This window comes from Pseudomonas sp. CFBP 8770, assembly GCF_014841705.1.
In the GTDB taxonomy this organism is placed as follows: domain Bacteria; phylum Pseudomonadota; class Gammaproteobacteria; order Pseudomonadales; family Pseudomonadaceae; genus Aquipseudomonas.
This window is the reverse complement of the sequence record NZ_JACYUL010000002.1, coordinates 288,081-313,416: the sequence shown is the minus strand read 5'-3', so window position 1 is coordinate 313,416 and position 25,336 is coordinate 288,081. Positions and strand designations below refer to the sequence as shown.

Genomic DNA, 25,336 nt, shown 5'->3' with positions numbered 1-25,336 from the left:
AGAGTGACCTCCAGTGATGCGCGTTCATGTGGGAGCGGGTTCTACCCGCGAAGGCGTCGGTACTGGCACTGCCGGATTCGAATGTAAATCCGGGATTGATGTTGTGAGAGCTGACGTCTTCGCGGGTAGAACCCGCTCCCACAGGGGATGAGTGTCTATCAGGAAGTGGCGCGTCAGTCCGGGCTTGCCAGTCGGTAGCCCACGCCTGGCTCGGTGACGATGAAGCGCGGCGCGGCGGGGTCGTCGTCGAGCTTCTGACGCAGGTGGCCGACGACGATGCGCAGGTAGTGGGTGTCGTCGACGTGGGTGGGACCCCAGATGTCCTTGAGCAGTTGCTGCTGGGTAATGACGCGCCCTGGATGCCGCGCCAGCTGCGCCAGCACCGCGTATTCCTTGCGGGTCAGGGCCACCGGCGCACCGTCGAGGACGACTCGGCGCAACGCCAGGTCGACCTGCAGAGGCCCCAATTGCAAGGCAGCCTCGAGCGTTTCGCTGCCGCTGGACTGACGCAACAACGCCCGGACTCTGGCGAGGAACTCCTGAATGCCGAACGGCTTGGTCACATAGTCGTTGGCGCCGCCGTCGAGCGCCTGGACCTTCTGCGCCTCGCTGGCGCGGACCGAAAGCACCAGTACCGGCACGGCACTCCACTGGCGCAATTGCTCGAGCACCTGTTGGCCGTCCATGTCCGGCAGCCCCAGGTCCAGCACCACCAGGTCGGGGCGCAGCAGTGCGGCCTGACTCAGGCCCTCGGCGCCGGTGCCCGCTTCGAGCACCTTGTAGCCTTGAGAGGCCAGGCTGATGCGCAGGAACTTGCGAATCTGCGGTTCGTCGTCGATGACCAGAAGGGTATAAGCCAGGGAGGTGCTGGCTTCAGAGGGGCTGCTAAGGCTCATGCTCAGGTATCCGGCTCCGCACCCGGTTGAGCGCGCAGTGGCAAGCATAAGGCGATGCAGGTGCCATGGCCATCAATGCCGCTGGTCACTTCGACACGACCGCCATGGGCACCGACCATGCCCTGGCAGATCGCCAGGCCCAGCCCCGTGCCCTGCCCACCCCGATCACCCCGGGCAGCGGTATAGAACATATCGAATATCTTCGCTCGCTCGGCTTCGGGAATGCCGGGGCCCTCGTCGCTGACCGCAAGCACCAGGCTGTCGTCGCGCACGCTGGCCGACACCTGCAGTCGCCCGCCGAGCGGCGAGAACCGAGCGGCATTCTCCAGCACATTGACCAAGGCCTGCTCGATCAGTGCCGCATGCACATGCAGCAGGGGCAGTTGCGCGGGCACCTGCACCTGCACCTGCAACGGCGCCAGGGGTGCGCGCAATCGAGCCACCGCGCTGGCGACGATATCGCCGGCGGCCACCCAGTCGCGAGCCAGCTTGAGCGCGCCGTGGCCCAGGCGCGTCATGTCCAGCAGGTTCTGGATGTAGCGGTCCAGGCGCTCGGCTTCGTCGCGGGTGACTTCGAGCAAGGCCTGACGATCGGCCGGCGCCAGTGCCGTGTCCAGGGCCAGCAGGCTGTCGATGCTGCCGCGCATGGCCGTCAGCGGTGTGCGCAAGTCATGGGACACCGAGGCCAGCAAGGCACTGCGCAACTGTTCGGTTTCACCGTGCAGGCGCGCCGCCTCCAGATCATGGGCCAGGTTGGCCCGCGCCAGTGCCTGGGCCACCGGCTGCACCAGCGCCTCCAGCAGGCGTCGGCCATGGCCGTCGAGCCGCCCGGCCTGCCGTTCGCTCACCGCCAGCAACGCCAGCACCTGCCCTTCCAGGGTCACCGGCAACCACCACCAGCGCCCGGCCGGCAACGTCGCGGTGCCCAGCCCGGCCGGCTGGGCGTGGTTGCCGGCCCACTGCGCGGCGGCCAGTTCGGTGGTCGAGAACTGCGCTGTGCTGCTGTGGGCCACCTTCCAGCCCTGCTCGCCATGCTGCAGCAGGCAAACGTCCAGACCGGGCCACCCTTGCAGATGCTGCGCGGCCGCGCTGAACACCGCCTGGCGGTCGGTCGCCGCCGCCAGCAGCCGGGACAGCTCCAGCAGTTGCGCAGTGTGCGCCTGGGTTTCGCGCAGGGCACTGAGCTGCTGACGCTGGCGGGCCGCCAGATTGCCCGTGAGCGCCGCCATCAGCAGAAAGAACAACAGGGTCAAGACGTCTTCCTGACGCTGGATGCTCAGGGAGAAGTTGGGCGGAATGAACAGAAAGTCGTACGCCAGGAACGACAGCGCGGCACAGCTCAGCGCCGGGCCCGGGCTGCTGCGTACCGCCACCAGCAACACCGCAGCGAGAAACACCAGAGAGATATTGGGCAGGTCGAGCACCTGCGCCACCGCCCAGGCCAGTCCGCTGGCCAGCAGCGTGGCGGTCACCGCCAGGGCATATTCGCGCCAGCGTCCAACGGGCCGCGCACGCCGCGGTTGCGGCGGATGTTCTTGAGTCCGCGCCAGTACGTTGATCTCGATGCCGCTGGGCTGGCGCAGCAAGCGCTCGGCCAGGCCCGCGCCGAAGCGGCGTCGGCGCGACTGGCCGACCAGCACCAGATTGGCGCGACGGTCGGCGGCATGCTGCAGCAAGGTCCTGGCCACTTCCGCATCGCGCAGCTCGACCACCTCGCCGCCCAGGCGCTCGGCCATCTGCTGGGCCAGCTGCAGGCGCTGGCGCGCCGCTTCGTCGAGCAGCGCGCCGTTATCCACATGAACCACGGACCACGGCAGATGGCGACGACGCGCGACGCGGCTGGCGTGGCGCACCAGGCGCTCGGCCTGCTCGTCGCCGGCAATGCCCACCAGCAGCCGTCCACGGACGCTGGGTGCCTGCTGGCCGAGGCTGCGATAACCTTCGTGCAGATCGTCGTCGACCTGGGCCGCCGCGGTCTGCATGGCCAGCTCGCGCAGGGCGCTGAGGTTGGTCTGGGTGAAGAACGCGTCGATGGCCGCGCGCGCCTGCTCGGGTACGTACACCTTGCCTTCGCGCAGGCGTTCGAGCAGCTCGCGCGGCGGCAGGTCGACCAGCAGCAGATCGTCGGCTTCCTGCACCACCCAATCGGGCAGGGTTTCGCGCACCTGCACGCCAGTGATCGTCTGCACCTGGTCGTTCAGGCTTTCCAGGTGTTGCACGTTGACCGTGGTGTAGACGTCGATACCGGCGGCGAGCAGCTCCTGCACGTCCTGCCAGCGCTTGGCGTGGCGGCTGCCGGGGGCATTGCTGTGCGCCAGTTCGTCGACCAGCACCAGGGCCGGGCGGGCAACGAGCACCGCGTCCAGGTCCATTTCCTCCAGCATCACATCGCGGTACTGGCAACGCAGCAGCGCCTGCTGAGGCAGGCCGACCAGCAGCGCTTCGGTTTCCGCGCGACCGTGGGTCTGCACCACCGCGGCCAGCACGGTGACGCCCTGGCGCTGACGGGCATGGGCGGCCTGCAGCATGGCGTAAGTCTTGCCAACGCCGGGGGCGGCGCCCAGAAACACTTTCAAACGCCCACGCCCAGTGCTGGGCAAGGCAGCCAGCAAGGCATCGGCGCGGCCGGAATCACTCATGGCGCAGGCTCGTCATCATCGGGACTGCGACGGTAGCCGATCCAGCGCCTGGTTCAAAGCCAGCACGTTGACCACGGCCGGGCCGATGAGGGGCGCTTGGGTATGTGCCTCTACCAGCGCGCGCAGGGCTGACTCGGCCAGGCCGCGCTCGCGTGCCACCCTTGGCACCTGATAATTCACCGCCGTCGGCGGCAGATGAGGGTCAAGGCCACTGGCCGAGGTGGTCAACAGCGCCAGCGGAACAGGCCCCTGCTGTGCATCGAACTGTTCATCGGCCTGCGCCAGCACGCGCGTGCCCAGCGCGGGATTGCTCGGCGCCAGGTTGCTCGCACCGCTGGCGAGCGTGGCGTAGCCCGCCGCCGAAGGCCGTGAATGGAACCAGCGCTCGCCCGTGAAGGCCTGCGCGAGCAAGGTCGAGCCACGCACCTCGCCCTGCGCGTCACGCACCAGGCTACCGTTGGCCTGGGCGGAAAACGCCCATTGCCCGACTGCCCATACCAACAGCGGATAGGCCGCGCCAGTGAGCAGGGTCATCGACAGAATCAGGCTCAAGGCCGGACGCAACAAACTGTTCATCATTCAAGCTCCAGGGTCAGACCAGGTGCAATGCGGTGAGGACGATATCGATGGCCTTGATGCCGATGAAGGGCACCACCAGGCCACCCAGGCCATAGATCAGCACGTTGCGCCGCAACAACTGCGCAGCACTGTTGGCCTGCACCCGCACACCGCGCAGGGCCAGGGGAATCAACACGATGATGATCAAGGCGTTGAAAACGATGGCCGAAAGGATCGCGCTCTGCGGGCTGGCCAGGTTCATCACGTTGAGCACACCCAGGGACGGGTACACCGCGGCAAAGAGTGCCGGCAGGATGGCGAAATACTTGGCGACGTCGTTGGCGATGGAAAAGGTGGTCAGCGCGCCGCGGGTCACCAGCAGTTCCTTGCCGATGCGCACGATGTCCAGCAGCTTGGTCGGGTCGCTGTCCAGGTCGACCATGTTGGCCGCCTCGCGTGCGGCCTGGGTACCGTCGTTCATTGCTACGCCGACGTCAGCCTGGGCCAGCGCCGGTGCGTCGTTGGCGCCATCGCCGCACATCGCCACCAGCCGCCCGTCGGCCTGTTCCTGGCGAATGCGCGCCAGTTTCTTCTGCGGCGTGGCCTCGGCCAGCACATCGTCGACGCCGGCTTCGGCGGCGATGGCCGCAGCGGTGAGCGGGTTGTCGCCGGTCACCATGACGGTGCGGATGCCCAGCTTGCGCAATTGTTCGAAGCGCTCGCGAATGCCCGGCTTGACCACATCCTTCAAGTGGATCGCCCCCAGCAATTGCTTGTCTCGGCACACCAGCAAGGGCGTGCCGCCACTTTGCGCGATGCGCTCGACGTGGTCGGCCAGTGCGGCCGGAAGCTGCGCCCTGGAGTGGCCGATGTAGGCCAGCAACGAGTCGACTGCGCCCTTGCGGTAGCACTGCTGGTCGAGGTCGACGCCGGACAGGCGCGTCTGCGCGCTGAACGGCACCGACTGCCAGCGCTCGGCGGGCGGCTCGTCGACACTGAACAACGGACGGATGAACTCGACCACCGAACGCCCCTCCGCCGTTTCATCGCCCAGCGAAGCCAACAGCGCGCCTTCGGCCATTTGCGCATCGCTGACGCCGGGGGCGGCGTACAAAGCGCTGCACCGGCGGTTGCCGAAGGTGATGGTGCCGGTCTTGTCGAGCAGCAGCACATGAACGTCACCGGCCGCTTCCACCGCGCGCCCCGACTTGGCCACGACGTTGAGGCGTACCAGGCGGTCCATGCCGGCGATGCCGATGGCCGACAGCAGGCCGGCGATGGTGGTCGGAATCAGTGTGACCAGCAATGCCAGGAGAAACACCGGGGGCAGGCTGTGCCCGGAGAAGCGGGCGAAGGGCTGCAGGGTCACCACCACCAGCAGGAAGACCATGGTCAGGCCGATGAGCAGGATGTCCAGCGCCACTTCGTTGGGGGTCTTCTGGCGCTTCGCGCCTTCCACCAGCGCGATCATCCGGTCCAGGGTCGATTCACCGGGGTCGGTGCTGATCTCGATCAGCAGCCAGTCGGACACCACCAGGGTGTTGCCGGTGACCGCCGAGCGATCGCCGCCCGATTCGCGGATCACCGGTGCCGATTCGCCGGTGATGGCGGCCTCGTTGACCGCGGCAATGCCCTCACGCACCTCGCCGTCGCCGGGGATCATCTGCCCGGCTTCGACGCGCACCACATCGCCCTTGCGCAGGACAGTGGCGGCAACGGTTTCGAAACTGCCGTCGGCGCACCGTCGGCGTGCTTGCAAGCCCTGGCTGCCGGCCTTCAGGCTGTCTGCCCGTGCCCTTCCGCGGCCCTCGGCCAAGGCTTCGGCAAAATTGGCGAACAGCAGGGTGAACCACAGCCACACGGCAATCTGCACGGCGACCCCGGCCGGCACCGCCGGGTCAGGCAGCAGGCACAGGCCGGTGGTCAATACAGCGCACAACTCCACCACCAACAGCACGGGGCTGCGCAGCAGTCGCCGCGGGTCGAGCTTGACGAAGGCCTGCAACAGCGCCGGTCGCCACAAGGCACTCAGGGTGGCCCCGGCGGGCGGTGATGGTTGCGTGGCAGCGGCAACGGTCGATCGGTTCATTGTCCAGGCCTCAGAAATACAGGTTCAAATGCTCGGCGATCGGCCCCAGGGCCAGCACCGGCAGGAAAGTCAGGCCGCCCACTATCAGCAGGGTCACGGTCAGCAGGGTGATGAACAGCAGGCCATGGGTGGCGAAGCTGTCGGCGCTGGGCGCACTGGCGTTCTTGCTGGCCAGCGCTCCGGCCAGGGCAAGTACCGGCAGGATGTAGCCGAAGCGCCCGATCAGCATGCCCAGGCCCAGCATGAGGTTGTGAAAGGCGGTATTGGCGGACAGGCCGGCGAAAGCCGAACCGTTGTTGGCGCTGGCCGAGGTGTAGGCATACAGCAACTGCGTGAAGCCATGGGGGCCCGGATTGCTCACGGCGCTCGCCGGCCCCGGCAGGCTGACGGCGATGGCGCTGAGCACCAGCACGCCTACCGGCATCACCAGCAGACTCGCCACCAGCCAGCGGACCTCGCGTGCCTGCAGCTTCTTGCCCAGGTACTCAGGGGTTCGACCGATCATCAGTCCGGCCAGGAACACGGTCAGCAGCACGTTGAGCAGCATGCCGTAGAGACCGGCGCCGACACCGCCGAAAATCACCTCGCCGAGCATCATGTTGACCAGAGCGACCATCCCGGAGAGCGGGTTGAGGCTGTCGTGCATGGCGTTGACCGAACCGTTCGAGGCGGCCGTGGTGGTCACCGACCAGAGCACACTGGCGGTGGTGCCGAAGCGGCTTTCCTTGCCTTCCAGCGGGGCGGCCTGCTCGACCATGGCACTGGCCAGCAGCGGGTTGGGCTGCTGCTCGGCATACAGCGACAGCCCGATGCCCAGCAGCAACAGGGTCAGCATGCAGGCCAGAATCGCCCGGCTCTGGCGCAGGTCCTTGACGTAATGGCCGAAGGTGAAGACCAGGGCTGCCGGGATGGTCAGAATGGCTGTCAATTCGAACAGGTTGCTCCAAGCCGTGGGATTCTCGAACGGATGCGCCGAGTTGACCCCGAAAAATCCGCCGCCGTTGGTGCCCAACTGCTTGATGGCGATCTGGCTTGCAGCCGGGCCGAGCGGGATGGTCTGCGCGTTGCCTTGCAGGGTCAGCGCATCCACATAGGGGGCGAACGTCTGCGGCACGCCCTGCCATAGGAGGAAAACGGCCAGCAGCAGCGCCAGCGGCAGCAGGCCATACAGGGTGGCGCGGGTCACATCGACCCAGAAGTTGCCAAGGGTACTGGCCGAGCGCCGGCTGATGCCGCGACACAGCGCTACCAGCACGGCCAGGCCGGTTGCGGCGCTGAGGAAATTCTGCACGCCCAGCCCGGCCATCTGGCTGAGGTAGCTGAGCGAGGTTTCGCCGCTGTAGGCCTGCCAGTTGGTGTTGGCCATGAAGCTGACCGCGGTGTTGAACGCCAGGGTCCACTCCTGGCCAGGCAGGTGCTGGGGATTGAGCGGCAGGTACCCTTGCAGCATGAGCAGCGCGAACAGCACGCCGAACCCGGCCAGATTGAAGGCGAGCAGAGCCAGGGCGTAGCGCTGCCAACTCTGCTGCTGTTGCGGGTCGATACCGGCGAACCGGTAGCAAAGCCTTTCCACTGGCTGCAGCGGTACGCTGAGCCAGGTGCGCTGGCCTTCCATGACTTTGTAGTAGAAACGTCCGAGCCAGGGCGCGGGCAGCAACACCAGGGCGAGGAAGGCCGCTATCAATGCGAAATCGTGACTGTGCATGACCGACTAGCCTCCACTGGCGCGCAAGAGGGCGACGAGCAGGTACACGAACAAGCCGATGGCCAGCAGCAGGAACAGGCCGTCCAGAACAGACATGAGCAATATCTCCAGGCACGGCGGGCGCCGCTTGCCGACATTCTCCGAGGCCTGGGCGTAAAGGCGCGAGATCGATACCCCGGCGGCGCCGTAAAGAACGCGTAAAGATCGGTGGGTCACATCCTGCCAAGCGCGGCGCATGGGAACGTCGGGGCCGAACGGCTATCATGGCGGCCTTCCCTGCCCCCTGGAGCCTTCATGCGCCTGTTCCACACCTCCGACTGGCACCTCGGCCAAAGCCTGCACGGTCAGGAGCGCGACTTCGAACACGCAAGCTTCCTGCGCTGGTTGTTGCGCCAGCTCGCCGAGCGCCAACCCGACGTGCTGCTGGTGGCAGGCGATATCTTCGACACGGTCAACCCGCCCGTGCGCGCGCAGGAGCGCCTTTACAACTTCATCGTCAGCGCCCATGAGCAACAGCCGCAGCTGACCATCGTGATGATCGCCGGCAACCATGACTCGGGTTCGCGCATCGAACTGCCCGGGCCGTTGATGCGCCGCCTGCGTACCCACGCGCTGGGCCGGGTGATGTGGCTCGAGGATGGCCGCCTCGACAGCGAACGGCTGTTGCTGCCGCTGCCCGATGCCAAGGGCGAAGTGCAGGCCTGGTGCCTGGCCCTGCCCTTCCTGCGCCCCGCGGAAGTGACCGGCGCAGCCTTGGGCGAGGATTACCTGCAGGGCATCGCCCGCGTGCACGAAATGCTGATTGCCGCCGCCAATGCCCGGCGCTCGCCAGGGCAGGCACTGATTGCCATCAGCCACGCGCACATGGCCGGCGGTTCGGTGTCGATGGAGTCCGAGCGCAGCCTGGTGATCGGCAGCGCCGAGGCCCTGCCGGCCAGCCTGTTCGATGCCAGCATCAGCTACGTTGCCTTGGGCCATCTGCACAAGCCGCAGAAGGTCAACGGCGAATCGCGCATTCGCTACAGCGGTTCACCCATCCCGCTGTCATTTTCCGAAATCGAATACCCGCATCAGATCCTCGAGATCGAATGCGCTGGCGAGCAACTGATGAGTGTGGAACCGATCCTCATCCCACGCGCCGTCGACCTGCTGCGCATCGGCCCGGCGCCCTTGCCGCAGGTGCGCGAACAGTTACAGCAACTGCCGGACGTGGACCTGTTGGCCGACCTCCTGGGCTACCCCTGGCTGGAAGTGCGAGTGGTACTCGACGAGCCACAACCGGACCTGCGCCAGCACATCGAAACCGCCCTGCAAGGCAAGGCCGTGCGTCTGGTGCGGATCGCCGCCGAGTACGCCGGGCGAGCCAACGCCGACAGCGAAGACGTCGGCGCCTTGATCGAACTGGATCAGCTCAGCCCCCACGAACTGTTCAGCCGCGCCTGGCTGGACAGCTATGGCAGCGAGGTGGACGAACAGACCCTGGATGACTTTGCTCAGTTGTTGCAGGAAGTGCAATTGGAGGGCGAAACCCCATGAAGATCCTGGCCATTCGCCTGAAGAACCTGGCCTCGCTGGCCGGCCCGTTCGAATTGGATTTCACTGCCGAACCACTGGCCAGTGCTGGTCTGTTCGCCATTACTGGCCCCACCGGCGCGGGCAAGAGCACGTTGCTCGATGCCCTGTGCCTGGCCTTGTTCGGCGCCGTGCCGCGCCTGGGCAACGCGTCGCAGAGCGCCAAGGTGCCGGACGCCGACGGCGAGATCGGCAGTTACGACCCGCGTACGCTGCTGCGCCGGGGTACCGGGGCAGGCTATGCGGAAGTGGATTTCCTCGGCGTCGACGCTCGTCGCTATCGAGCGCGCTGGGAAGCCAACCGGGCACGGGACAAACCCGGCGGCAAGTTGCAGAACAGCCGGCAGTCGCTGCGCGATCTGGACAACGACCAACTGCTGGCCAGTCAGAAAGGTGAATACAAGCAGTTGCTGGAGGCCCGGCTGGGGCTCAACTTCGAACAGTTCACCCGTGCGGTGATGTTGGCGCAGAGCGAGTTCAGTGCCTTTCTCAAGGCCGATGACAACGAGCGCAGCGAACTGCTGGAAAAACTCACCGACACGGCGCTGTACACCCGCCTGGGCAAGCGCGCGTTCGAAAAGAGCCGCGATGCCCGCGAGCAGCTCAAGCACTGGCAGGACCAGGCCACCGGTATCGCGCCGCTGCCCGTCGAGGCCCGTGCGGCCCTGGACCAGGAGTTCCAGAGCGCCAGCGAGCAACTGCGCCAGCAGCAAGCGCGCCTCAAGGAGGTGGAACGGCAGCAGCAGTGGCACCAGCAGGATCGCCGCCTGACGGACGACTGCGACGCCGCGCGCAAGCAGGTCGAAGACGCATCCCAGGCCTGGGCAGCCGGTGCCGAACAGCGCCTGCAGTTGCAGCTGCTGGAACAATTGGCACCGCAGCGCCATCTGTTCGGCCGCCGACAGGAACTGCAGGCGCAGCTCCACCCCCTGGCCGAACGTATCGAGCAGTTGCGCTCGCGACAGCAGCAGCAACAGGTACAACGCCAACAGTTGGACGAACAGCGCGAACAGGCGGGCCACGCCCTGCACCAGGCGCTGGCGCGACAGACCCAGGCGCAGCCGTTGCTGCAACAGGCCTTCGACGAGCAATCGCAACGTGGCCGCTGGCAGGCAGAGATCGAACCGCTGATGCCGGCACTGGCCGAGGCCGAGCGACAGCTTGGTTCAGGGCAGCAATCCCTGCTGGGTATGGAACAGCAGCAGTTGGACAGTGGCAAACGCTTGCAGCAGGTTGCCGATGCGCTCGAACGAAGCGCCGAGCTGGCGCCGTTGACCGCGACCTGGGGCGCGTACCTGCCGCGCCTGCAACAGGTGGTCACGTTGAGCAGCCGCCTGCGCCAGGGCCTGGCCGAAGTGCCGGCGCTGCAGGCACACGCGCAGGACGCCCAGGCGACCCTCGAGCAGCACCAGAGCAGCCTTGCGCGTGTGTTCGAAAACACCCCGTGCAGCGCCGAGCAACTGCCCGAGCGCTTGCAGCAGCTGACCCAGCGCCTGCAGCAGCAACGCCTGGAGCAGCGCAGTGTGCAAACCCTCGAACGGCTGTGGCAGCGCCGCGACGAACTGCAGCAACGCCTTGAACAAACACGTCAGCAGCAGGCCGGCTTGCTGGCCAGGCGCGAGCAGCTGACCGCTCAGGGGCTTGAGGTCCGCGCGGCCCACGAACAGGCCGAACACGCCCTGAAGCTGACCCTGCAACTGCTCGAACGCCAACGGCTGGCCCGCAGCGAAAGCGTCGAACAGCTGCGCGAACGCCTGCAACCCGAGCAACCCTGCCCGGTCTGCGGCAGCGTCGAGCACCCGTATCATGCGCCGCAGGCACTGCTGCAGGCACTCTCGGCACATGACGAAGGCGAAGAGCAGCAGGCCCGCGGCGCACTGCAGACGCTGTCCGAGCGCCTGGCCGAGCTGCGCGCCGAAGTCGGCGCACTGATCGAGCAGCACAAGCAGCTCAAGGTTCAAGAGCAACAGTTGCTCGAGCAGCAGTCCGACACACAGCTCGCGCAGCATCCGCTCTACCCTGCCCTCGATGAGCACGAGCAGCCGGCCCAATGGCTGCGCGACACACTGGCGACCCATGCGCGCCTCATCGACGAGGATGAACAACAGCAAACCAGCCTGCTGGCCTTGCAACAGCAGGCAACCGCCTTGCAGCGCGCAGTCGCGCAGGCTCGGGAAGCCAGCCAGCAGGCTCGGCAGACGCTGCAGGCGCACCAGGCCCACGTGGACGCCGATCAGCAACGGCTCGACGAAGAGTTGCAGGCGTTGGCCAGCCAGTTGCCCGCCGCACGCCTGCAGGCCCTGCGCGAGCAACCGGCGCAGACGTTCATGGCGCTGGAGCAGAGCATCGGCGAGCGTCTGGCGCAGATCGAGCAGCGGGACGAGGAACAGGCCGAGTTCGACACCCGCGCGCGCCGCATCGAACAGGCCCGCAGCGAGCACGCCCGCCATCAAGCCAGCTGCGAGCAGCAACGCCAGCGCGTCGAGGCGCTGTCTGTGCAACTGCAGGCGTGCGAGGCGCAATTGCGCGAGTGGTTGGGCGAGTACTCACAAGCCTCCGCCTGGCAGGCGGCCTTGCACGACCAGGTCGAAGCGGCGCGCCTGCAGGAACGGCAGGTCGACCGCCAGCAGCAGGATCTGCGGACCGAGACAGTGCAAACCGGCAGTGCGCTGGACGCTGACTGCCAACAGCAGAGCCAGCTGCAACAAGCACTGGCCGATGTGCAGCACGCCTTGCACCTCTGGCGCGAACAGCACCCGCAGCTTGACGACGAGGGCTTGCGCGTTCTGCTCGGCATTGATACGCAGCAAGCCGATGACTTGCGCAACCGCGTGCTAGCCAGTGAAAAGAACCTGGAGCAGGCGCGGATCCGCTTGCACGAACGCGAACAACGCCAGCACACCCATCGAACCCAGGTCGACGCGATCGCCAGTGCCGAAACACTGGACACGCAACACGCCGCCCTGCTGCTCGACGTCGAACGACAGGAACACCACTGCGCCGAACTGCGTGCCCGGCAGACCGAAGACCAGCGCCGGCATGGCGCCAATCAGGCCCTGCAGACGCAGATTGCCGAGGCCGATGCGCACTACCAGCGCTGCGCGCGACTGGCCGCGCTGATCGGCTCGGCCGAGGGTGATCGCTTCCGCAAGATTGCCCAGGCCTACAACCTCGACCTGCTGGTGCACCACGCCAACGTGCAACTGCGCCAACTGGTGCGGCGCTACCGGCTCAAGCGCGGCGGCAGCATGCTCGGATTGCTGGTACTCGACACGGAAATGGGCGACGAGCTGCGCTCGGTGCATTCGTTGTCGGGCGGGGAAACGTTCCTCGTCTCGCTGGCATTGGCGCTGGGCCTGGCCTCGATGGCCTCGAGCACGCTGCGCATCGAATCGCTGTTCATCGACGAAGGCTTCGGCAGCCTGGACCCCGAGTCGCTGCAACTGGCCATGGATGCTCTCGACGGCCTGCAAGCGCAGGGTCGCAAGGTGGCGGTGATTTCCCACGTGCAGGAGATGCACGAACGCATTCCGGTGCAGATTCAAGTGCGTCGTCTGGGCAACGGCTTGAGCAGCGTGCAGGTCACCGGCTAGGGCCTGGTGCAGCGTATCCCCGGCTGCGCGAATGGTCGCGCAGCCGGGAAGCACCCGCAAAGCATCACTGGGTCAGGAATTTCACGTCCGAGGGGGCATCCTGCGCGAAGCGTTGCACCGTCTCACCGAGCATGCCGGTGCTCGCATCGCGCTTGAGCACGGTGATCTGGTTGCTTTTCTGGTTCGCGATCAGCAGGAAGTGGCCGGTAGGATCGAGGGTGAATTCGCGCGGGTGATCGCCGTCCACCTCGCGACGCTGGATCTCCTTGAGCTGGCCACTGCCGGCCGCGACGCTGAACACCAGCATCTGGTTCGCCGTGCCGCGGTTGCTCACGTAGAGGAAGCGGCCATCGGCCGAGAGGTGCAGCGCGCCGCTTGCGCTTTGCTTGCCGACAGTGCCCAGTTCGAGCAACTGCTGGCGTACCAGGTTGCCGTCCCGCACGTCGAACATGGCCAGTTGACCGCTCATTTCCAGAGTCAGATAGGCATGCTTGCCATCGCGACTGAACAGCAGGTGACGCGGGCCACTGCCGTCCGGCAGCTGGACCGAGGCAGGTTGCGCCGGCACCAGTGGACGCTCGGCAGACTCGGGCTGGTAGCGGTACACGTACACGCGGTCGGCGCCCAGGTCGCTGGCATAGACGTAGTTGCCAGAGGGCAGCGATACCACCGAATGCACATGCGGCCCCGCCTGACGCTCGGGATTCACCTGGCTGGCAACGTGCTTGAGTTGCTGCACTACATCGCTGAGCGTGCCGTTCTCGGCCACTTTGAACACGCTCAGGCTGCCACCTGGGTTGGCATTCACGGCATAGTTGGAAACGAACAGGTAGCGCCCGTCCTGGCTCAGGCTGGAATGGGTCGGCTCATCGCCGCGGGTCGCGACCTGGCTGACCTGGCCGAGTTCGTGGGTCTTGCCGTCCACCGTGAAACTGGTGACCTTGCCGACTACCTCTTTCTGCCCGGGTCCGTTTTCATTGACCACGAAAAGGCGCCGCTGGTCCTTGGACAAGGTCAGCCAGGATGGGTTGGAACTCTTGAATGTCTGCCGTGGCTGCGCCTCAATCTGGCCAGTGGTGCTGTCGAAGGCATAGCGGTAGATGCCTTCGCTGGCACCCTGGGTATAGGTGCCTACCAGCAGGTCATATTTGTCGGCAGCGCCGGCGTGCAGTGAGGTCAGGGCCAAACCGTTGACAAGCATAGATAGCAGAACTCGCTTCATGAAGGTCTCTCCGAGCCTGTTGTGAGTGGCCGATTTTTCGTGGCACCGAATGTTGTAGCGGCAGCAGGAGCGAACGTGGATCGGTCTCTACAGACCGCAGCGTTCAAGCCTGGGTTTCATCTTCATCTTTATCGTCGCGGGCCGAGAACGCACTGAGGCATGTCAGCTGGTGCGAGACGCCGGCCTGGCTGATGACGAAGCTGTTCGGTTCGGCGTCTGGCTGAGCGGCCTGCTGCTCTGGCAGGGTGAACTGCCAGCGCTTGAGCTCGCGGCCGTCCATGCACTGGATGTGCAGGGTTTGTTCCTCGTCGAAGGAAAAGTCGAAGGCGTGCAGGGTGTCGATCAGCAGCATGTTGCAGGTTTGCAGCGCGATAGGCAGGCTCATGGTCGGATCTCCGGGGTGATGTCCGACCATGATAACCGCGATGTGCGCCTCTGGCCTGCTCGCCCGCGCGTGCTACAGGATGCCCACGCTGCCCGGCGTGAAGGCGGCCTCGGCCTGGCCGACGCTGTTCACCAGCGGCGCGCCGAAGGCGGGCAGGCTGATCTCGAACTGGTCACCCAGCTGGGTGACGACGCCGTCGGCGAACGACAGGGTGGCGGTGCCGAAGAAGTGCACGTGCACATCGCCAGGGTTGAGAAACTGCGCGTACTTGAAATGGTGATATTCGAGGTTGTCGAAGCTGTGGCACATGTTCGCTTCGCCACTGAGAAATTCCTTCTCCCAGATCACCTCGCCAGCCCGGCGGATACGGCTGGTGCCGGACAGATGCTCGGGCAGTTCGCCAACGCGCAGCTCGGGGCCATAGCTGCAGCTGCGCAGCTTGGAATGGGCCAGGTAAAGGTAGTTCTTGCGCTCCATCACGTGGTCGGAGAACTCATTGCCCAGGGCGAACCCTACGCGATACGGCCGTCGATCCGGGCCGATTACGTACAACCCACCCAGTTCGGGCTCTTCGCCGGCGTCTTCGGCAAACGGCGGCACCGGGAACGCCTGGCCAGGCCGCACGACAATACTGCCATCACCTTTGTAGAACCACTCCGGCTGCACGCCGGGCTGGCCCGCACGAGGCTTGCCGCCCTCCACGCCCCACTGGAATACCTTCATGCTGTCGGTAACGGCGGCGTCACCGCTTTGCTGGTGCATCTTGTCGCGGGTGGCGGCGCTGCCCAAGTGGGTCAGGCCGGTGCCGGTCACCAGCATATGGGCCGGGTCGGGGTGATCCAGGGGCGCAAGGATACGGCCCTGCTCGAGCAGCTGCGCGTAGTCATGGTGCTCACCCAGGCCACACCCGTCTACCGCCTGAGCCAGGCCGTGGCCCGCAGCGATGGCCGTCATGGCCAACTCGCGAACGCTGTCAGCGCCGCGCACTTCGTGCACGCGGTCGCCATCGACCAGACCGACCCGACGTTGACCGTCGTTCAATTCAAATTGCACCAGATGCATGGTTGCTTCCTCTTGCTGGATTCAGGAACGGGCGCTGGCGGCGAACGCATCGGCCGGCAGCACGTGGCGGCGCTCCAGGAGTTGGTAGACCACTGCGGTCAGCAGCAGCCCGAACACCATCACGCCGCTGAGAAAATACAGGCCGCTGGCCAGGTTGCCGGTGTATTCCTTGAGCGCGCCGATCACGAACGGCCCGATGTAGCCACCCAGGTTGCCCACCGAGTTGATCAGGGCGATACCCGCCGCCGCACTGGCGCCGGCGAAGAAACGGCCCGGCAGGGTCCAGAACACCGCCGTGCAGGAGAACAGGCTGAACGCTACCAGGCACAAAGCCGCCAGCTGCGCCGCCGGCACACTCAGCCAGGCGCTGAGGAAGAGGCCGACCGCGCCCAGCACGTACAGCACGGCCAGGTGCCCGTAGCGGTCGTTGAGGCGGTCCGAGCTGCGCGGGATGAGCAACAGACCGACGATGCCGAATACATAGGGCATCGACGACACGAAACCGGTGGTCAAGTCGCTGCCGCCGAACTGCTTGATCAGGGTCGGCAACCACAGGCCCAGGCCATAGATGCTCAAGGTCACCGGCAGGTAGAACAGCGCCAGCAACAACACGCGAAAGTCCTTGAGCGCATGCAGCGGGTTGCCATGACGGGTCTGCCCGTAGGCCTGCAGGTCCTTCTCGAGTTCGCTGGCCAGCCAGTTCTTTTCATCCTGGTTCATCCATTTGACCTGCTGCGGGCCGTCGGGCAGCCAGCGCAGCACCGGCCAGGTGAGCAGGATGGCCGGGGTACCGATGACGATGAACAGCCACTGCCAGCCGTGCAGACCGAGTACGCCGTCCATGCCCAGCAGTGCACCGGACACGGGCCCGGTGATCATCATGGCGATGGGCTGGGAAAGAATGAACAGGCCGAGGATCTTGCCGCGATGACGGACCGGAAACCATTGCGTGATGTAGTACAGCACGCCAGGGAAGAAGCCCGCTTCGGCGGCGCCCAGTAGAAAGCGCATGACATAGAAGCTGTGCGGCCCTTGGACGAACGCCATGCCGATGGTGATGGCGCCCCAGGTGATCATGATGCGCGCGAACCAGCGGCGTGCGCCGAAGCGTTCGAGCATCAGGTTGCTGGGAATTTCCAGGAGAAAGTAGCCGATGAAGAACAACCCGGCACCCAGGCCGTAGGCCGCATCGCCGATGCCCACGTCCGCGCCCATGTGCAGCTTGGCGAAGCCCACGGCGGAACGGTCCACGTAGGCGATCAGGTACAGCAGGATCAGGAACGGAATCAATTTGAAGGTGATGCGGCGTATAAGCCCCAGTTCCTGGCTCATGGGATCGATCTCCACGTTCTTGTTCTTATGGTTGTTGTTGTGGGAAAGCTGCAACGGACGCTCGTCGGCGCTTCGGCAAACCTGCAACCTTCTTTGAAATCGACTTTATAGTATTACTATTTGCTAAACAAGCTCTTCCAATCCCCCTTTCAATGGCCTATTTTGAGGGCATACACAAAAACAAGTCTTACAATAAGAGAGCCACCATGCCTGATAACAAAACGCCCCTGCGCTCGGCCCAATGGTTCGGTACGGCTGACAAGAATGGCTTCATGTACCGCAGCTGGATGAAGAACCAAGGCATTGCCGACCATCAGTTCAACGGCAAGCCGATCATCGGCATCTGCAACACCTGGTCCGAGCTGACGCCGTGCAACGCCCACTTCCGTACCATTGCCGAACACGTCAAGCGTGGCGTGATCGAGGCCGGTGGCTTCCCAGTGGAATTCCCGGTGTTCTCCAACGGCGAGTCCAACCTGCGGCCCACGGCGATGCTGACCCGCAACCTGGCCAGCATGGACGTCGAGGAAGCCATCCGCGGCAACCCGATCGACGGCGTGGTGCTGCTCACCGGCTGCGACAAGACCACCCCTGCCCTGCTGATGGGCGCGGCGAGCTGCGACGTGCCGGCCATCGTGGTCACGGGCGGGCCGATGCTCAACGGCAAGCACAAGGGCCGCGACATCGGTGCTGGTACCATCGTCTGGCAGATGCACGAGTCGTACAAGGCAGGGCAGATCAGTCTGGACGAGTTTCTGTCGGCCGAAGCCGGCATGTCGCGCTCGGCCGGTACCTGCAACACCATGGGTACGGCCTCCACCATGGCCTGCATGGCCGAGGCGCTGGGCACCTCGCTGCCGCACAACGCGGCCATTCCGGCGGTGGATTCGCGGCGCTATGTGCTGGCGCACATGTCCGGCATGCGGGCGGTGGAGATGGTCCGCGAAGACTTGCGCCTGTCGAAGATCCTGACTAAAGAGGCGTTCGAAAACGCCATCCGGGTCAATGCGGCTATTGGCGGATCGACCAATGCGGTGATCCATCTCAAGGCGATTGCCGGGCGTATCGGCGTCGAGCTGGAACTCGACGACTGGACCCGTATCGGCCGTGGCACACCCACCCTGGTGGACCTGCAGCCTTCCGGGCGCTTCCTGATGGAGGAGTTCTACTATGCCGGCGGTCTGCCAGCGGTGTTGCGCCGTCTGGGTGAAAACAGCCTGATTCCTCATCCGGATGCCTTGACGGTCAACGGTCAGTCGCTGTGGCAGAACGTGCAGAATTCGCCGATCTATGGCGAGGACGAGGTGATCCGTGCCATCGACAACCCATTGGTGGCCGACGGCGGGATCTGCGTGTTACGCGGTAACCTGGCGCCGCTGGGGGCAGTGCTCAAGCCTTCGGCCGCGACCCCGGCGCTGATGACCCATCGCGGCCGCGCAGTGGTGTTCGAAAACTTCGACATGTACAAGGCGCGCATCAACGATCCGGACCTGGACGTGGATGCCAGCTCCATCCTGGTCATGAAGAACTGTGGACCCAAGGGTTATCCCGGCATGGCCGAGGTCGGCAACATGGGCCTTCCGGCCAAGCTGCTGGCGCAGGGGGTGACCGACATGGTGCGCATTTCGGATGCGCGCATGAGCGGCACGGCCTACGGCGCGGTGGTTCTGCACGTGGCGCCGGAAGCGGCCGCCGGGGGCCCGCTGGCAGTGGTCCGCGAGGGTGATTTCATCGAGCTGGACTGCGCCAGCGGGCGGTTGCACCTGGACATCTCCGACAGCGAGCTGCAGGCCCGCCTGGCCGACTGGCAGGCACCGGCGCAATCGTTGCTGGTGGGCGGCTATCGGCAGCTGTACATCGACCACGTGATGCAGGCGGATCAGGGCTGTGACTTCGATTTCCTGGTCGGCTGCAGGGGCGCCGAGGTGCCGCGGCATTCGCATTGACCACCTCGCCCCGCCGGCCTATAGGAGCGGCCAGTGGCCGCGAAAAGAGCACCACGGTGAGTCAGGTATATCGCGGTGGATTTTTCGCGGCCGATGACCGCTCCCACAGGGATTGTCTGTGACACCGAGGTCCATTCACCCATAAAAAAACCCGACTCCAGGTCGGGTTTTTGCATCGCGATCAAGCAGGCCGGAAGCTTACTTGGCGCGACCTTTGTACGAACCGCCTTCACGGGTGTCGATCTCGATCATGTCGCCGATCTCGATGAAGTCCGCAACGCTCAGCTCGGTACCGTTCTTCAGTTTGGCAGGCTTCATGACTTTGCCCGAAGTGTCGCCGCGAGCGGAACCTTCGGTGTAGTCGACCTGGCGCACGATGGTGGTCGGCAGCTCGACGCTGACCAGACGCTCTTCGAAGAACACGGCTTCGCAGACGTCGGTCATGCCTTCTTCGACGAACGGCAGAACGGCCTCGATGTCTTCGGCGTTCAGTTCGTACATGGTGTAGTCGGTGGTATCCATGAACGTGTAGCTGTCACCGCTGATGAACGACAGGGTCGCTTCCTTGCGGTCCAGGATCACGTCGTCCAGCTTGTCGTCGGCACTGTAGACGGTTTCGGTCTTGTAGCCGGTCAGCAGGTTTTTCAGCTTGGTCTTCATGATCGCGCTGTTACGGCCCGACTTGGTGAATTCAGCTTTCTGAACCAACCAAGGGTCGTTGTCGATACGGATCACGGTACCGGGTTTCAGTTCTTTACCAGTTTTCATTACGAATATCCGAATTTGGATGGTGATTTACAAAAATCTAGGCCGCGTATCATAGCCAATTTCGGTAAAACTGCACCAGCGTCGTTGCAAGATCAGGCTGAGCGGCCTGTGTGGCGCACCATTGCCGCGCGTGCGCGACCAGTTCCGGCCAGTGCCGAACAGCCTCGCGCCATGCCGGGCCGATGTCGGCGCCCTCCACGCTCTGGTTCCAGGCCCGCCACAGCCCGCGCAACGCGGCATAAGCTGCGGGCGAGAGGCCCTGGCCGTAGCGATCGAGAAACGCCTCGAGTTTTTCCCAGTGCGCGTATTCTTCCTGCACATAGATATGCCAGACCATCGGTGCGGCTGCCCACTGGGCGCGAACGAACGAATCTTCGCCGCGCACGGCATTGAAGTCGCAGCACCACAGCAAGCGGTCGTACTCGCTCTGACGGACGAACGGCAACACCTGCACCTTCAGACTACCCCGTTGTACCTGGCTGCCAACGTCCAGCAATGCCTCGCCCAACCATTGGCGCACGTCGGCCAGCACCCGGCCTTCGGGCACCAGCAGGTGGTTGCTGCGCGGGTCATCGGCCAGGGCATCCAGCCACGACCCCAGCCCGCTGTGCTCATAGGCGAACAGCGACAACAGGCGGGCATCGGGCTGGGGCTCGACGCCCAGTCCCGCCAGAAACGTCTGCCGTGCTGCGGGATCGGCCTCGAAGGCCTCGCGGCGCTCGACCAGGCAGGCTTCACGCAGCAAGCCTCCGGTACCGGTGGTGAAGCCGGGAAAGAAGAAGAACTTGCGCAGCCCGCCCGGCTGCGGCGATGGCAAGCCGTGGCAGCCATCGACCCAGGTTTCGGCGCTGAGGTAGTCAAGGTTCAACCATAACGGGGACGGGCTGCGGGCTGCCATCGCGTCGACGTATTCAGGCGGCAGTTTGCAGGCGAAGGCACCCACCACCACATCGGCGACTTCGGTGGCCTGCCATTCGCCGCGCCAATGGCGGACTTCCACGCCGTCGTGCCACTGCTGCGACTGATCGGCGCTGGCGGCAGGCCACAGACGGGCGAATGGCACCAAATCGTCGACCCACAGGCGCACCTGCATACCGTGCTCGACCTGCAGCTGCCGGGCCAGGCGCCAGGTGATGCCGATGTCGCCGTAGTTGTCCACGACCGTGCAGAAAATGTCCCAGGTGGCCTTCATGGCTGACTCCAACGCAAACGTTTACACAAAGCCGGCTATTGTCCGCATAAACGTGCGCGCACAGAAGCACTAAAGGCCGTTCGTGCGACAATTGCCCGCTCGTTCCCACCATCAGTCCAACCATGAAAAAACCTGCCCTGTTGCAAGCCATCATCGAACGCCTGACCATTGATCTGGACGTGGCTCAGCGTGCCGCGCAGACGGCCTATGAAACCGCGACCCATGAAGAGAACGTGGCCGAGAACAAGTACGACACGCTCGGGTTGGAGGCGTCCTACCTGGCCACCGGGCAGGCGCGGCGTGTGGAAGAGATTCGCCACGGGCTGGCGAAATTCCGCGCACTGCAGTTGCGTGATCTTCAGGCAGGAATCGAACTGGGCGCACTGGTGGCGCTGGATTCGGAAAGCGGCGTGCGCCAGTGGTTTTTCCTGGGGCCCGATGCAGCGGGGTTGAAGCTGGATTTCGAAGGCTGCCCGGTCATGGTCATCACCCCGCGCTCGCCATTGGGGCAAAGCCTGTTGGGCAAGGGCGTGGACGATGAGGTCAGCATGGGCGGCAACGTTCAGGTCATCACCGAGGTGCTTTGACGCCCGGCCCAAGTAGACACACCGCGTGAACCGTTGTCGCGGCTTGCCTGGTACACCGCGTGAAGCATTGACGCTGCGATCCCCTGTAGCAGCGGTGCAAGCCGCGTCCGGGTGCAACGCGGATTTCCTGATACACCGCATGCGCCGCCGACGCGGCTCGCGCCGCTGCTGCAGGAATGGTGCATGCCGCGTCTGTGTGCAACGCGGTTTGTTTGGCACACCGCGTGAAATATTGACGCTGCGATCCCCTGTAGCAGCGGTGCAAGCCGCGTCCGGGTGCAACGCGGATTGTCTGATACACCGCATGCGCCGCCGACGCGGCTCGCGCCGCTGCTACAGGGGTGGTGCAAGCCGCGTCTGTGTGCAACGCGGCTTGTTTGGCACACCGCGTGCAACATTGACGCTGCGATCCCCTGTAGCAGCGGTGCAAGCCGCGTCCGGCCTCGACGCGGTTGGCCGGGTACACCGCGTGTACCTTGGCAGCGGCGTGAAGGATTACTTCTTGTCGGGCAGCGCGTAGGCGATCACGTAGTCACCGCGATCCGGCGACTGGCGCGCACCACCGGCGGTGATGACCACATATTGCTTGCCGGTCTTGGGCGAAACGAAGGTCATCGGGCCGCCCTGGCTGCCAACCGGCAGGCGAGCTTTCCACGCCTCTTCACCCGTCGCCGAGTTGAACGCACGCAGGTAGTAATCCTGGGTACCGGCAATGAACACCAGGCCGCCCTGGGTCGACAGCGTGCCGCCCAGCGTCGGCATACCGATGGGCAGCGGAAGGTGCATTTTCACACCCAGCGGCCCGGTATCTTCCACGGTCCCCACCGGCACCTGCCAGGCAACTTTCTGGGTCTTCATGTCGATTGCGGTCAAGGTACCGAACGGTGGCGCCTGGCACGGAATGCCGGCGATGGACAGGAAGCGATTCTTGTTCACCGCATACGGCGTGCCCTTGAGTGGCACCGCGCCCATGCCGGTGTTGAGCGCTTCGCCACCCGAAGACGCCTTGGCATCCTTCTGCTGAGGCACCATCTGTACCCACAGGCCCAGACGCATGTCATTCACGAAGATGAAACCATGCACCGGATCGGTCGACAGGCTGCCCCAGTTCATCCCGCCCAGGGACCCAGGAAAGCTGAGCGACACATCGGTACCCGGCGCAGTGTACAGACCCTCATAGCGCATTTTCTTGAACGAGATCCGGCACAGCATCTGGTCGAACGGGGTGGCACCCCACATGTCCGACTCGGTCAGGTGTTGCGCGCCGATCTGCGGCATGCCCACCGACAACGGCTGAGTCTTGGCATAGGGTTCGCCAGGAATGTCCGAGCCCTTGACCGGAATGTCCTGCACGGCGGTCAGCGGTTGGCCGGTCGCGCGGTCCAGCACATAGATCTGCCCCGCCTTGGTGCCGATCACCACTGCCGGCACACTGCTGCCGTCAGGCTTGGGGAAGTCCATCAGGGTAGGCTGCATGGGCAGGTCGAAGTCCCAGAGGTCGTTGCGCACGGTCTGGTAGACCCACTTCTCTTCACCGGTAGTCGCGTTCAACGCCAGGATCGAAGCACCATAGCGGTGATTCAGCGGCGTGCGCTCGACACCGTAGATATCGGTCGAGGAACTGCCCATGGGCAGGAACACGGTGTTCATCTTGGGATCGTACGACATCGGTGCCCAGCTGTTGGGCGTGCTGCGCACGTAGGTGTTGTCACCGGTCGGCGCCTGCTTGTCCTCGGGGTTGCCCGGATCGAAGGCCCAGCGCATTTCGCCGGTGACCACGTCGAAACCACGGATCACACCGCCGGGCATGTCGGCCTGGACGTTGTCGGCGACGCGACCACCGACCACTACCGTGGTGCCGGCCATCAATGGCGCGGACGACAACTGATAGTAGGAATCCGGGACATTCCCCAGACCCGCTTTCAAGTCCACCTGACCCTTGTTGCCGAAACCTTCACAGAACTCGCCCGTGTCGGCATCCACGGCAATCAGGCGGGCATCGATGGTGTTGGTCAACAAGCGACGCTGACAATTGGCACCTGGCGCGACTACAACGGCCTTGACCGGCGTATTGCCTTCGCTCGACTCCACCACCGCACTGCTGGCGTCGAAGTAGGCCAGGCCGCGGCAACGCTGCCAGACCGCAGCCTGGGCATTGATCTGGTTTTTCCACAGCTCTTTGCCGGTGTCGGCGTTCAGCGCGATGATGTTGTTGTGCGGAGTGCAGATGAACACCTTGTCACCCACCTGCAGCGGTGTGGCCTGGTCTTCCGCGCCGTTGCCGTTGCTGATGGCGACGTCACCGGTGTGGTAGGTCCAGGCCGGAACCAGGCTGGCGACGTTGTCGCGATTGATCTGATCAAGCGCGGCGAAGCGGTTGCCGCCTTCGTCGTTGCCGTAATGGGCCCAGTCCTTCTGCGCGTTGGCCGGCGTGACCTGGGTCAGGCCTGGGCCTTCCCCGGTCGGGGCGACCGAGGCATGCGGCACGAACATGCCGGCGGCGCCAGCCACGACGGCCACTGCCAGCAGCGCGCCAAGCGCATAGCCGGCGCGACCGCCGTTCAGCCCGTTGGCGCGACGCAAGGTGGGATAGGCCAATGCCACGACCAGACTCAGCACACCCAGCGCGAACAGGCGGGAAATCTGCGGCCAGAAATTCAGCCCGGCGTCGACCAGTGCCCAGATCACCGACAGCACCATCACCGTGGCAAACAGCCAGGCACCCAGCAGGCGCGACTTGAACAGAGCAATGGCGGCAACGGTCATGCCCAGGCCGGCCAGCAGGAAATACCAGCTGCCGCCCAGGGTGGCGAGGTAGCCCCCGCCCGCAAGGTAGAGCAGTCCGAACACGAGTACGCCCAAGGCGGCGACCCAGATGGGCCAGCGGCGCACCGCTGGTGAAGGTTGAGGCTTAGTCATGTTGCATGATCCTGTTGACGCATGAACGTTTCTGGAAGGTTGAGCAAAGTGTAGGCAAGCCATCGCGACACGCTTGTCGGGACGATGTTCGTGGCGCACTTTCACGACCTGCACGGCTTCCCGATCAGGTTCCAAAGAGGAACGACGGACGCCGCCACAGCATTAACTAATTAGTTAGTTACGCAACGATATCAAAAAAATCCGCCAGCTGCGACAAATCGCCCCGGCCTGGATGGGTGAAACACTGTTGCGCCGATTGTAACGCTGCCGGGGTTTTCCCCGAGCGGCACCTGGGCTCAAGGCACATCCTTGAAGAACGCATGACCGCCGAGCACCCGCGTACGTGTCGCTGCGGCGGCCCAGGCTGGCGGTGGGGAAAGGCGCAATGCATGGTAATGAGTGGCACCGTCGGTGGGGTCCGCCGTACGGCCAGCGATGACCTGCTCGGCCACCGCCAGGGCCTGCGCCCATTGCGCCTGCGGAATGGGACGAGCACCGCTGAGGTAGGGGTAGTTGGGATCACCAGGGTTCCAGCAACTGAACTGCCAGGATTTATGACACACGCCGATGTAGCCCTCGCCCCACCACGAACGGGGATTGGCATCATGCACACGGTTGCGGATGACCCACGCCACCGCGATCTGCCCGGCAACGCCTTCGCCACGGGCTTCACCCCATAGCGTTCGCGCAACGACGTCGTGTACCTGCTGAATGTGTGTCATGGTGATCTCTGCATGTGAATGGCCGCGGCAGCAGTACTGGGCAACGACCTCGTGGCTGTCCTGACTGCTCTCCCAGCGCGGCCAGATTGCTGAGCTGCACGGGGGTTTGCCAGCCGGCAACGATTCCCTGCCTGCCAAGCCGTGGCTGC

General features: G+C 64.8%; 18 protein-coding genes. 4 read left to right on the top strand and 14 right to left on the bottom strand.

Going from position 1 to position 25,336, the window contains the following annotated elements:
• Positions 1-173: 173 nt before the first annotated feature.
• The 6 genes from IFT98_RS06275 to IFT98_RS06250 are packed head-to-tail and all read right to left on the bottom strand — an operon-like array spanning position 174 to position 7,983.
• Positions 174-896: a response regulator gene (locus IFT98_RS06275; RefSeq protein WP_192047786.1), complete on the bottom strand. Its 723-nt coding sequence runs from the start codon at positions 894-896 to the stop codon at positions 174-176.
• A gap of 2 nt (positions 897-898) precedes the next feature.
• Complete coding sequence (locus tag IFT98_RS06270) at positions 899-3,535, bottom strand: sensor histidine kinase (RefSeq protein WP_192047785.1); 2,637 nt, start codon at positions 3,533-3,535, stop codon at positions 899-901.
• Between the two features lie 15 nt (positions 3,536-3,550).
• Positions 3,551-4,111 carry a potassium-transporting ATPase subunit KdpC gene (gene kdpC / locus IFT98_RS06265; protein ID WP_192047784.1) on the bottom strand — a complete coding sequence of 187 codons (561 nt, stop codon included), beginning with the start codon at positions 4,109-4,111 and terminating at the stop codon, positions 3,551-3,553.
• Between the two features lie 16 nt (positions 4,112-4,127).
• Positions 4,128-6,182: a potassium-transporting ATPase subunit KdpB gene (gene kdpB, locus IFT98_RS06260; protein WP_192047783.1), complete on the bottom strand. Its 2,055-nt coding sequence runs from the start codon at positions 6,180-6,182 to the stop codon at positions 4,128-4,130.
• 10 nt (positions 6,183-6,192) lie between these two features.
• Positions 6,193-7,887, bottom strand: a complete 1,695-nt coding sequence (gene kdpA, locus IFT98_RS06255; protein WP_192047782.1) for a potassium-transporting ATPase subunit KdpA — start codon at positions 7,885-7,887, stop codon at positions 6,193-6,195.
• Positions 7,888-7,893: 6 nt separating this feature from the next.
• Positions 7,894-7,983: a potassium-transporting ATPase subunit F gene (locus IFT98_RS06250; protein WP_082223535.1), complete on the bottom strand. Its 90-nt coding sequence runs from the start codon at positions 7,981-7,983 to the stop codon at positions 7,894-7,896.
• Between the two features lie 198 nt (positions 7,984-8,181).
• Here IFT98_RS06250 and IFT98_RS06245 point away from each other — a divergent pair, with 198 nt between their 5' ends.
• Both IFT98_RS06245 and IFT98_RS06240 read left to right on the top strand, forming a co-directional pair.
• A complete protein-coding gene (locus IFT98_RS06245) occupies positions 8,182-9,423 on the top strand; it encodes an exonuclease SbcCD subunit D C-terminal domain-containing protein (protein ID WP_192047781.1) in 1,242 nt (413 codons plus the stop codon).
• Entirely contained in the window at positions 9,420-13,052 is a 3,633-nt protein-coding gene (locus tag IFT98_RS06240; protein WP_192047780.1) for an AAA family ATPase, read from the top strand. The genes IFT98_RS06245 and IFT98_RS06240 overlap by 4 nt, the downstream gene beginning before the upstream one ends.
• Before the next feature lie 64 nt (positions 13,053-13,116).
• Here the strand turns inward: IFT98_RS06240 and IFT98_RS06235 are convergent, their stop codons facing one another.
• The 4 genes from IFT98_RS06235 to IFT98_RS06220 form a co-directional block, all read right to left on the bottom strand.
• Positions 13,117-14,274: a lactonase family protein gene (locus IFT98_RS06235; RefSeq protein WP_192047779.1), complete on the bottom strand. Its 1,158-nt coding sequence runs from the start codon at positions 14,272-14,274 to the stop codon at positions 13,117-13,119.
• 103 nt (positions 14,275-14,377) lie between these two features.
• Positions 14,378-14,659 (bottom strand): DUF5629 family protein, encoded by a 282-nt coding sequence (locus tag IFT98_RS06230; protein ID WP_244650883.1) that lies wholly within the window; start codon positions 14,657-14,659, stop codon positions 14,378-14,380.
• Positions 14,660-14,731: 72 nt separating this feature from the next.
• Complete coding sequence (gene araD1, locus IFT98_RS06225) at positions 14,732-15,721, bottom strand: AraD1 family protein (RefSeq protein ID WP_192047777.1); 990 nt, start codon at positions 15,719-15,721, stop codon at positions 14,732-14,734.
• Positions 15,722-15,742: 21 nt separating this feature from the next.
• Positions 15,743-17,053, bottom strand: coding sequence for an MFS transporter (locus tag IFT98_RS06220; protein WP_192047776.1), 1,311 nt, complete (start codon positions 17,051-17,053; stop codon positions 15,743-15,745).
• A gap of 206 nt (positions 17,054-17,259) precedes the next feature.
• On the opposite strand from IFT98_RS06220, the gene IFT98_RS06215 reads away from it, so the two are divergent.
• Entirely contained in the window at positions 17,260-18,999 is a 1,740-nt protein-coding gene (locus IFT98_RS06215) for an IlvD/Edd family dehydratase (RefSeq protein WP_192047775.1), read from the top strand.
• A gap of 198 nt (positions 19,000-19,197) precedes the next feature.
• Here the strand turns inward: IFT98_RS06215 and IFT98_RS06210 are convergent, their stop codons facing one another.
• On the bottom strand, positions 19,198-19,767 hold the full coding sequence (locus tag IFT98_RS06210; RefSeq protein WP_049858924.1) for an elongation factor P: 570 nt from the start codon (positions 19,765-19,767) through the stop codon (positions 19,198-19,200).
• A gap of 49 nt (positions 19,768-19,816) precedes the next feature.
• Positions 19,817-20,959, bottom strand: a complete 1,143-nt coding sequence (earP, locus tag IFT98_RS06205; protein ID WP_192047774.1) for an elongation factor P maturation arginine rhamnosyltransferase EarP — start codon at positions 20,957-20,959, stop codon at positions 19,817-19,819.
• A gap of 122 nt (positions 20,960-21,081) precedes the next feature.
• Between earP and IFT98_RS06200 the strand changes: the two genes are divergently transcribed.
• A complete protein-coding gene (locus IFT98_RS06200; protein ID WP_192047773.1) occupies positions 21,082-21,546 on the top strand; it encodes a GreA/GreB family elongation factor in 465 nt (154 codons plus the stop codon).
• Positions 21,547-22,041: 495 nt separating this feature from the next.
• Here the strand turns inward: IFT98_RS06200 and IFT98_RS06195 are convergent, their stop codons facing one another.
• Both IFT98_RS06195 and IFT98_RS06190 read right to left on the bottom strand, forming a co-directional pair.
• On the bottom strand, positions 22,042-24,465 hold the full coding sequence (locus IFT98_RS06195) for a glucose/quinate/shikimate family membrane-bound PQQ-dependent dehydrogenase (protein ID WP_192047772.1): 2,424 nt from the start codon (positions 24,463-24,465) through the stop codon (positions 22,042-22,044).
• 296 nt (positions 24,466-24,761) lie between these two features.
• On the bottom strand, positions 24,762-25,187 hold the full coding sequence (locus IFT98_RS06190; RefSeq protein WP_192047771.1) for a cell wall hydrolase: 426 nt from the start codon (positions 25,185-25,187) through the stop codon (positions 24,762-24,764).
• Positions 25,188-25,336 lie beyond the last annotated feature (149 nt).

Bases quoted from the DNA above. Each gene is read 5' to 3' on its own strand.
- IFT98_RS06275 (WP_192047786.1), bottom strand. From the start codon at position 896: ATGAGCCTTAGCAGCCCCTCTGAAGCCAGCACCTCCCTGGCTTATACC.
- IFT98_RS06270 (WP_192047785.1), bottom strand. From the start codon at position 3,535: ATGAGTGATTCCGGCCGCGCCGATGCCTTGCTGGCTGCCTTGCCCAGC.
- kdpC (WP_192047784.1), bottom strand. From the start codon at position 4,111: ATGAACAGTTTGTTGCGTCCGGCCTTGAGCCTGATTCTGTCGATGACC.
- kdpB (WP_192047783.1), bottom strand. From the start codon at position 6,182: ATGAACCGATCGACCGTTGCCGCTGCCACGCAACCATCACCGCCCGCC.
- kdpA (WP_192047782.1), bottom strand. From the start codon at position 7,887: ATGCACAGTCACGATTTCGCATTGATAGCGGCCTTCCTCGCCCTGGTG.
- IFT98_RS06250 (WP_082223535.1), bottom strand. From the start codon at position 7,983: ATGTCTGTTCTGGACGGCCTGTTCCTGCTGCTGGCCATCGGCTTGTTC.
- IFT98_RS06245 (WP_192047781.1), top strand. From the start codon at position 8,182: ATGCGCCTGTTCCACACCTCCGACTGGCACCTCGGCCAAAGCCTGCAC.
- IFT98_RS06240 (WP_192047780.1), top strand. From the start codon at position 9,420: ATGAAGATCCTGGCCATTCGCCTGAAGAACCTGGCCTCGCTGGCCGGC.
- IFT98_RS06235 (WP_192047779.1), bottom strand. From the start codon at position 14,274: ATGAAGCGAGTTCTGCTATCTATGCTTGTCAACGGTTTGGCCCTGACC.
- IFT98_RS06230 (WP_244650883.1), bottom strand. From the start codon at position 14,659: ATGAGCCTGCCTATCGCGCTGCAAACCTGCAACATGCTGCTGATCGAC.
- araD1 (WP_192047777.1), bottom strand. From the start codon at position 15,721: ATGCATCTGGTGCAATTTGAATTGAACGACGGTCAACGTCGGGTCGGT.
- IFT98_RS06220 (WP_192047776.1), bottom strand. From the start codon at position 17,053: ATGAGCCAGGAACTGGGGCTTATACGCCGCATCACCTTCAAATTGATT.
- IFT98_RS06215 (WP_192047775.1), top strand. From the start codon at position 17,260: ATGCCTGATAACAAAACGCCCCTGCGCTCGGCCCAATGGTTCGGTACG.
- IFT98_RS06210 (WP_049858924.1), bottom strand. From the start codon at position 19,767: ATGAAAACTGGTAAAGAACTGAAACCCGGTACCGTGATCCGTATCGAC.
- earP (WP_192047774.1), bottom strand. From the start codon at position 20,959: ATGAAGGCCACCTGGGACATTTTCTGCACGGTCGTGGACAACTACGGC.
- IFT98_RS06200 (WP_192047773.1), top strand. From the start codon at position 21,082: ATGAAAAAACCTGCCCTGTTGCAAGCCATCATCGAACGCCTGACCATT.
- IFT98_RS06195 (WP_192047772.1), bottom strand. From the start codon at position 24,465: ATGACTAAGCCTCAACCTTCACCAGCGGTGCGCCGCTGGCCCATCTGG.
- IFT98_RS06190 (WP_192047771.1), bottom strand. From the start codon at position 25,187: ATGACACACATTCAGCAGGTACACGACGTCGTTGCGCGAACGCTATGG.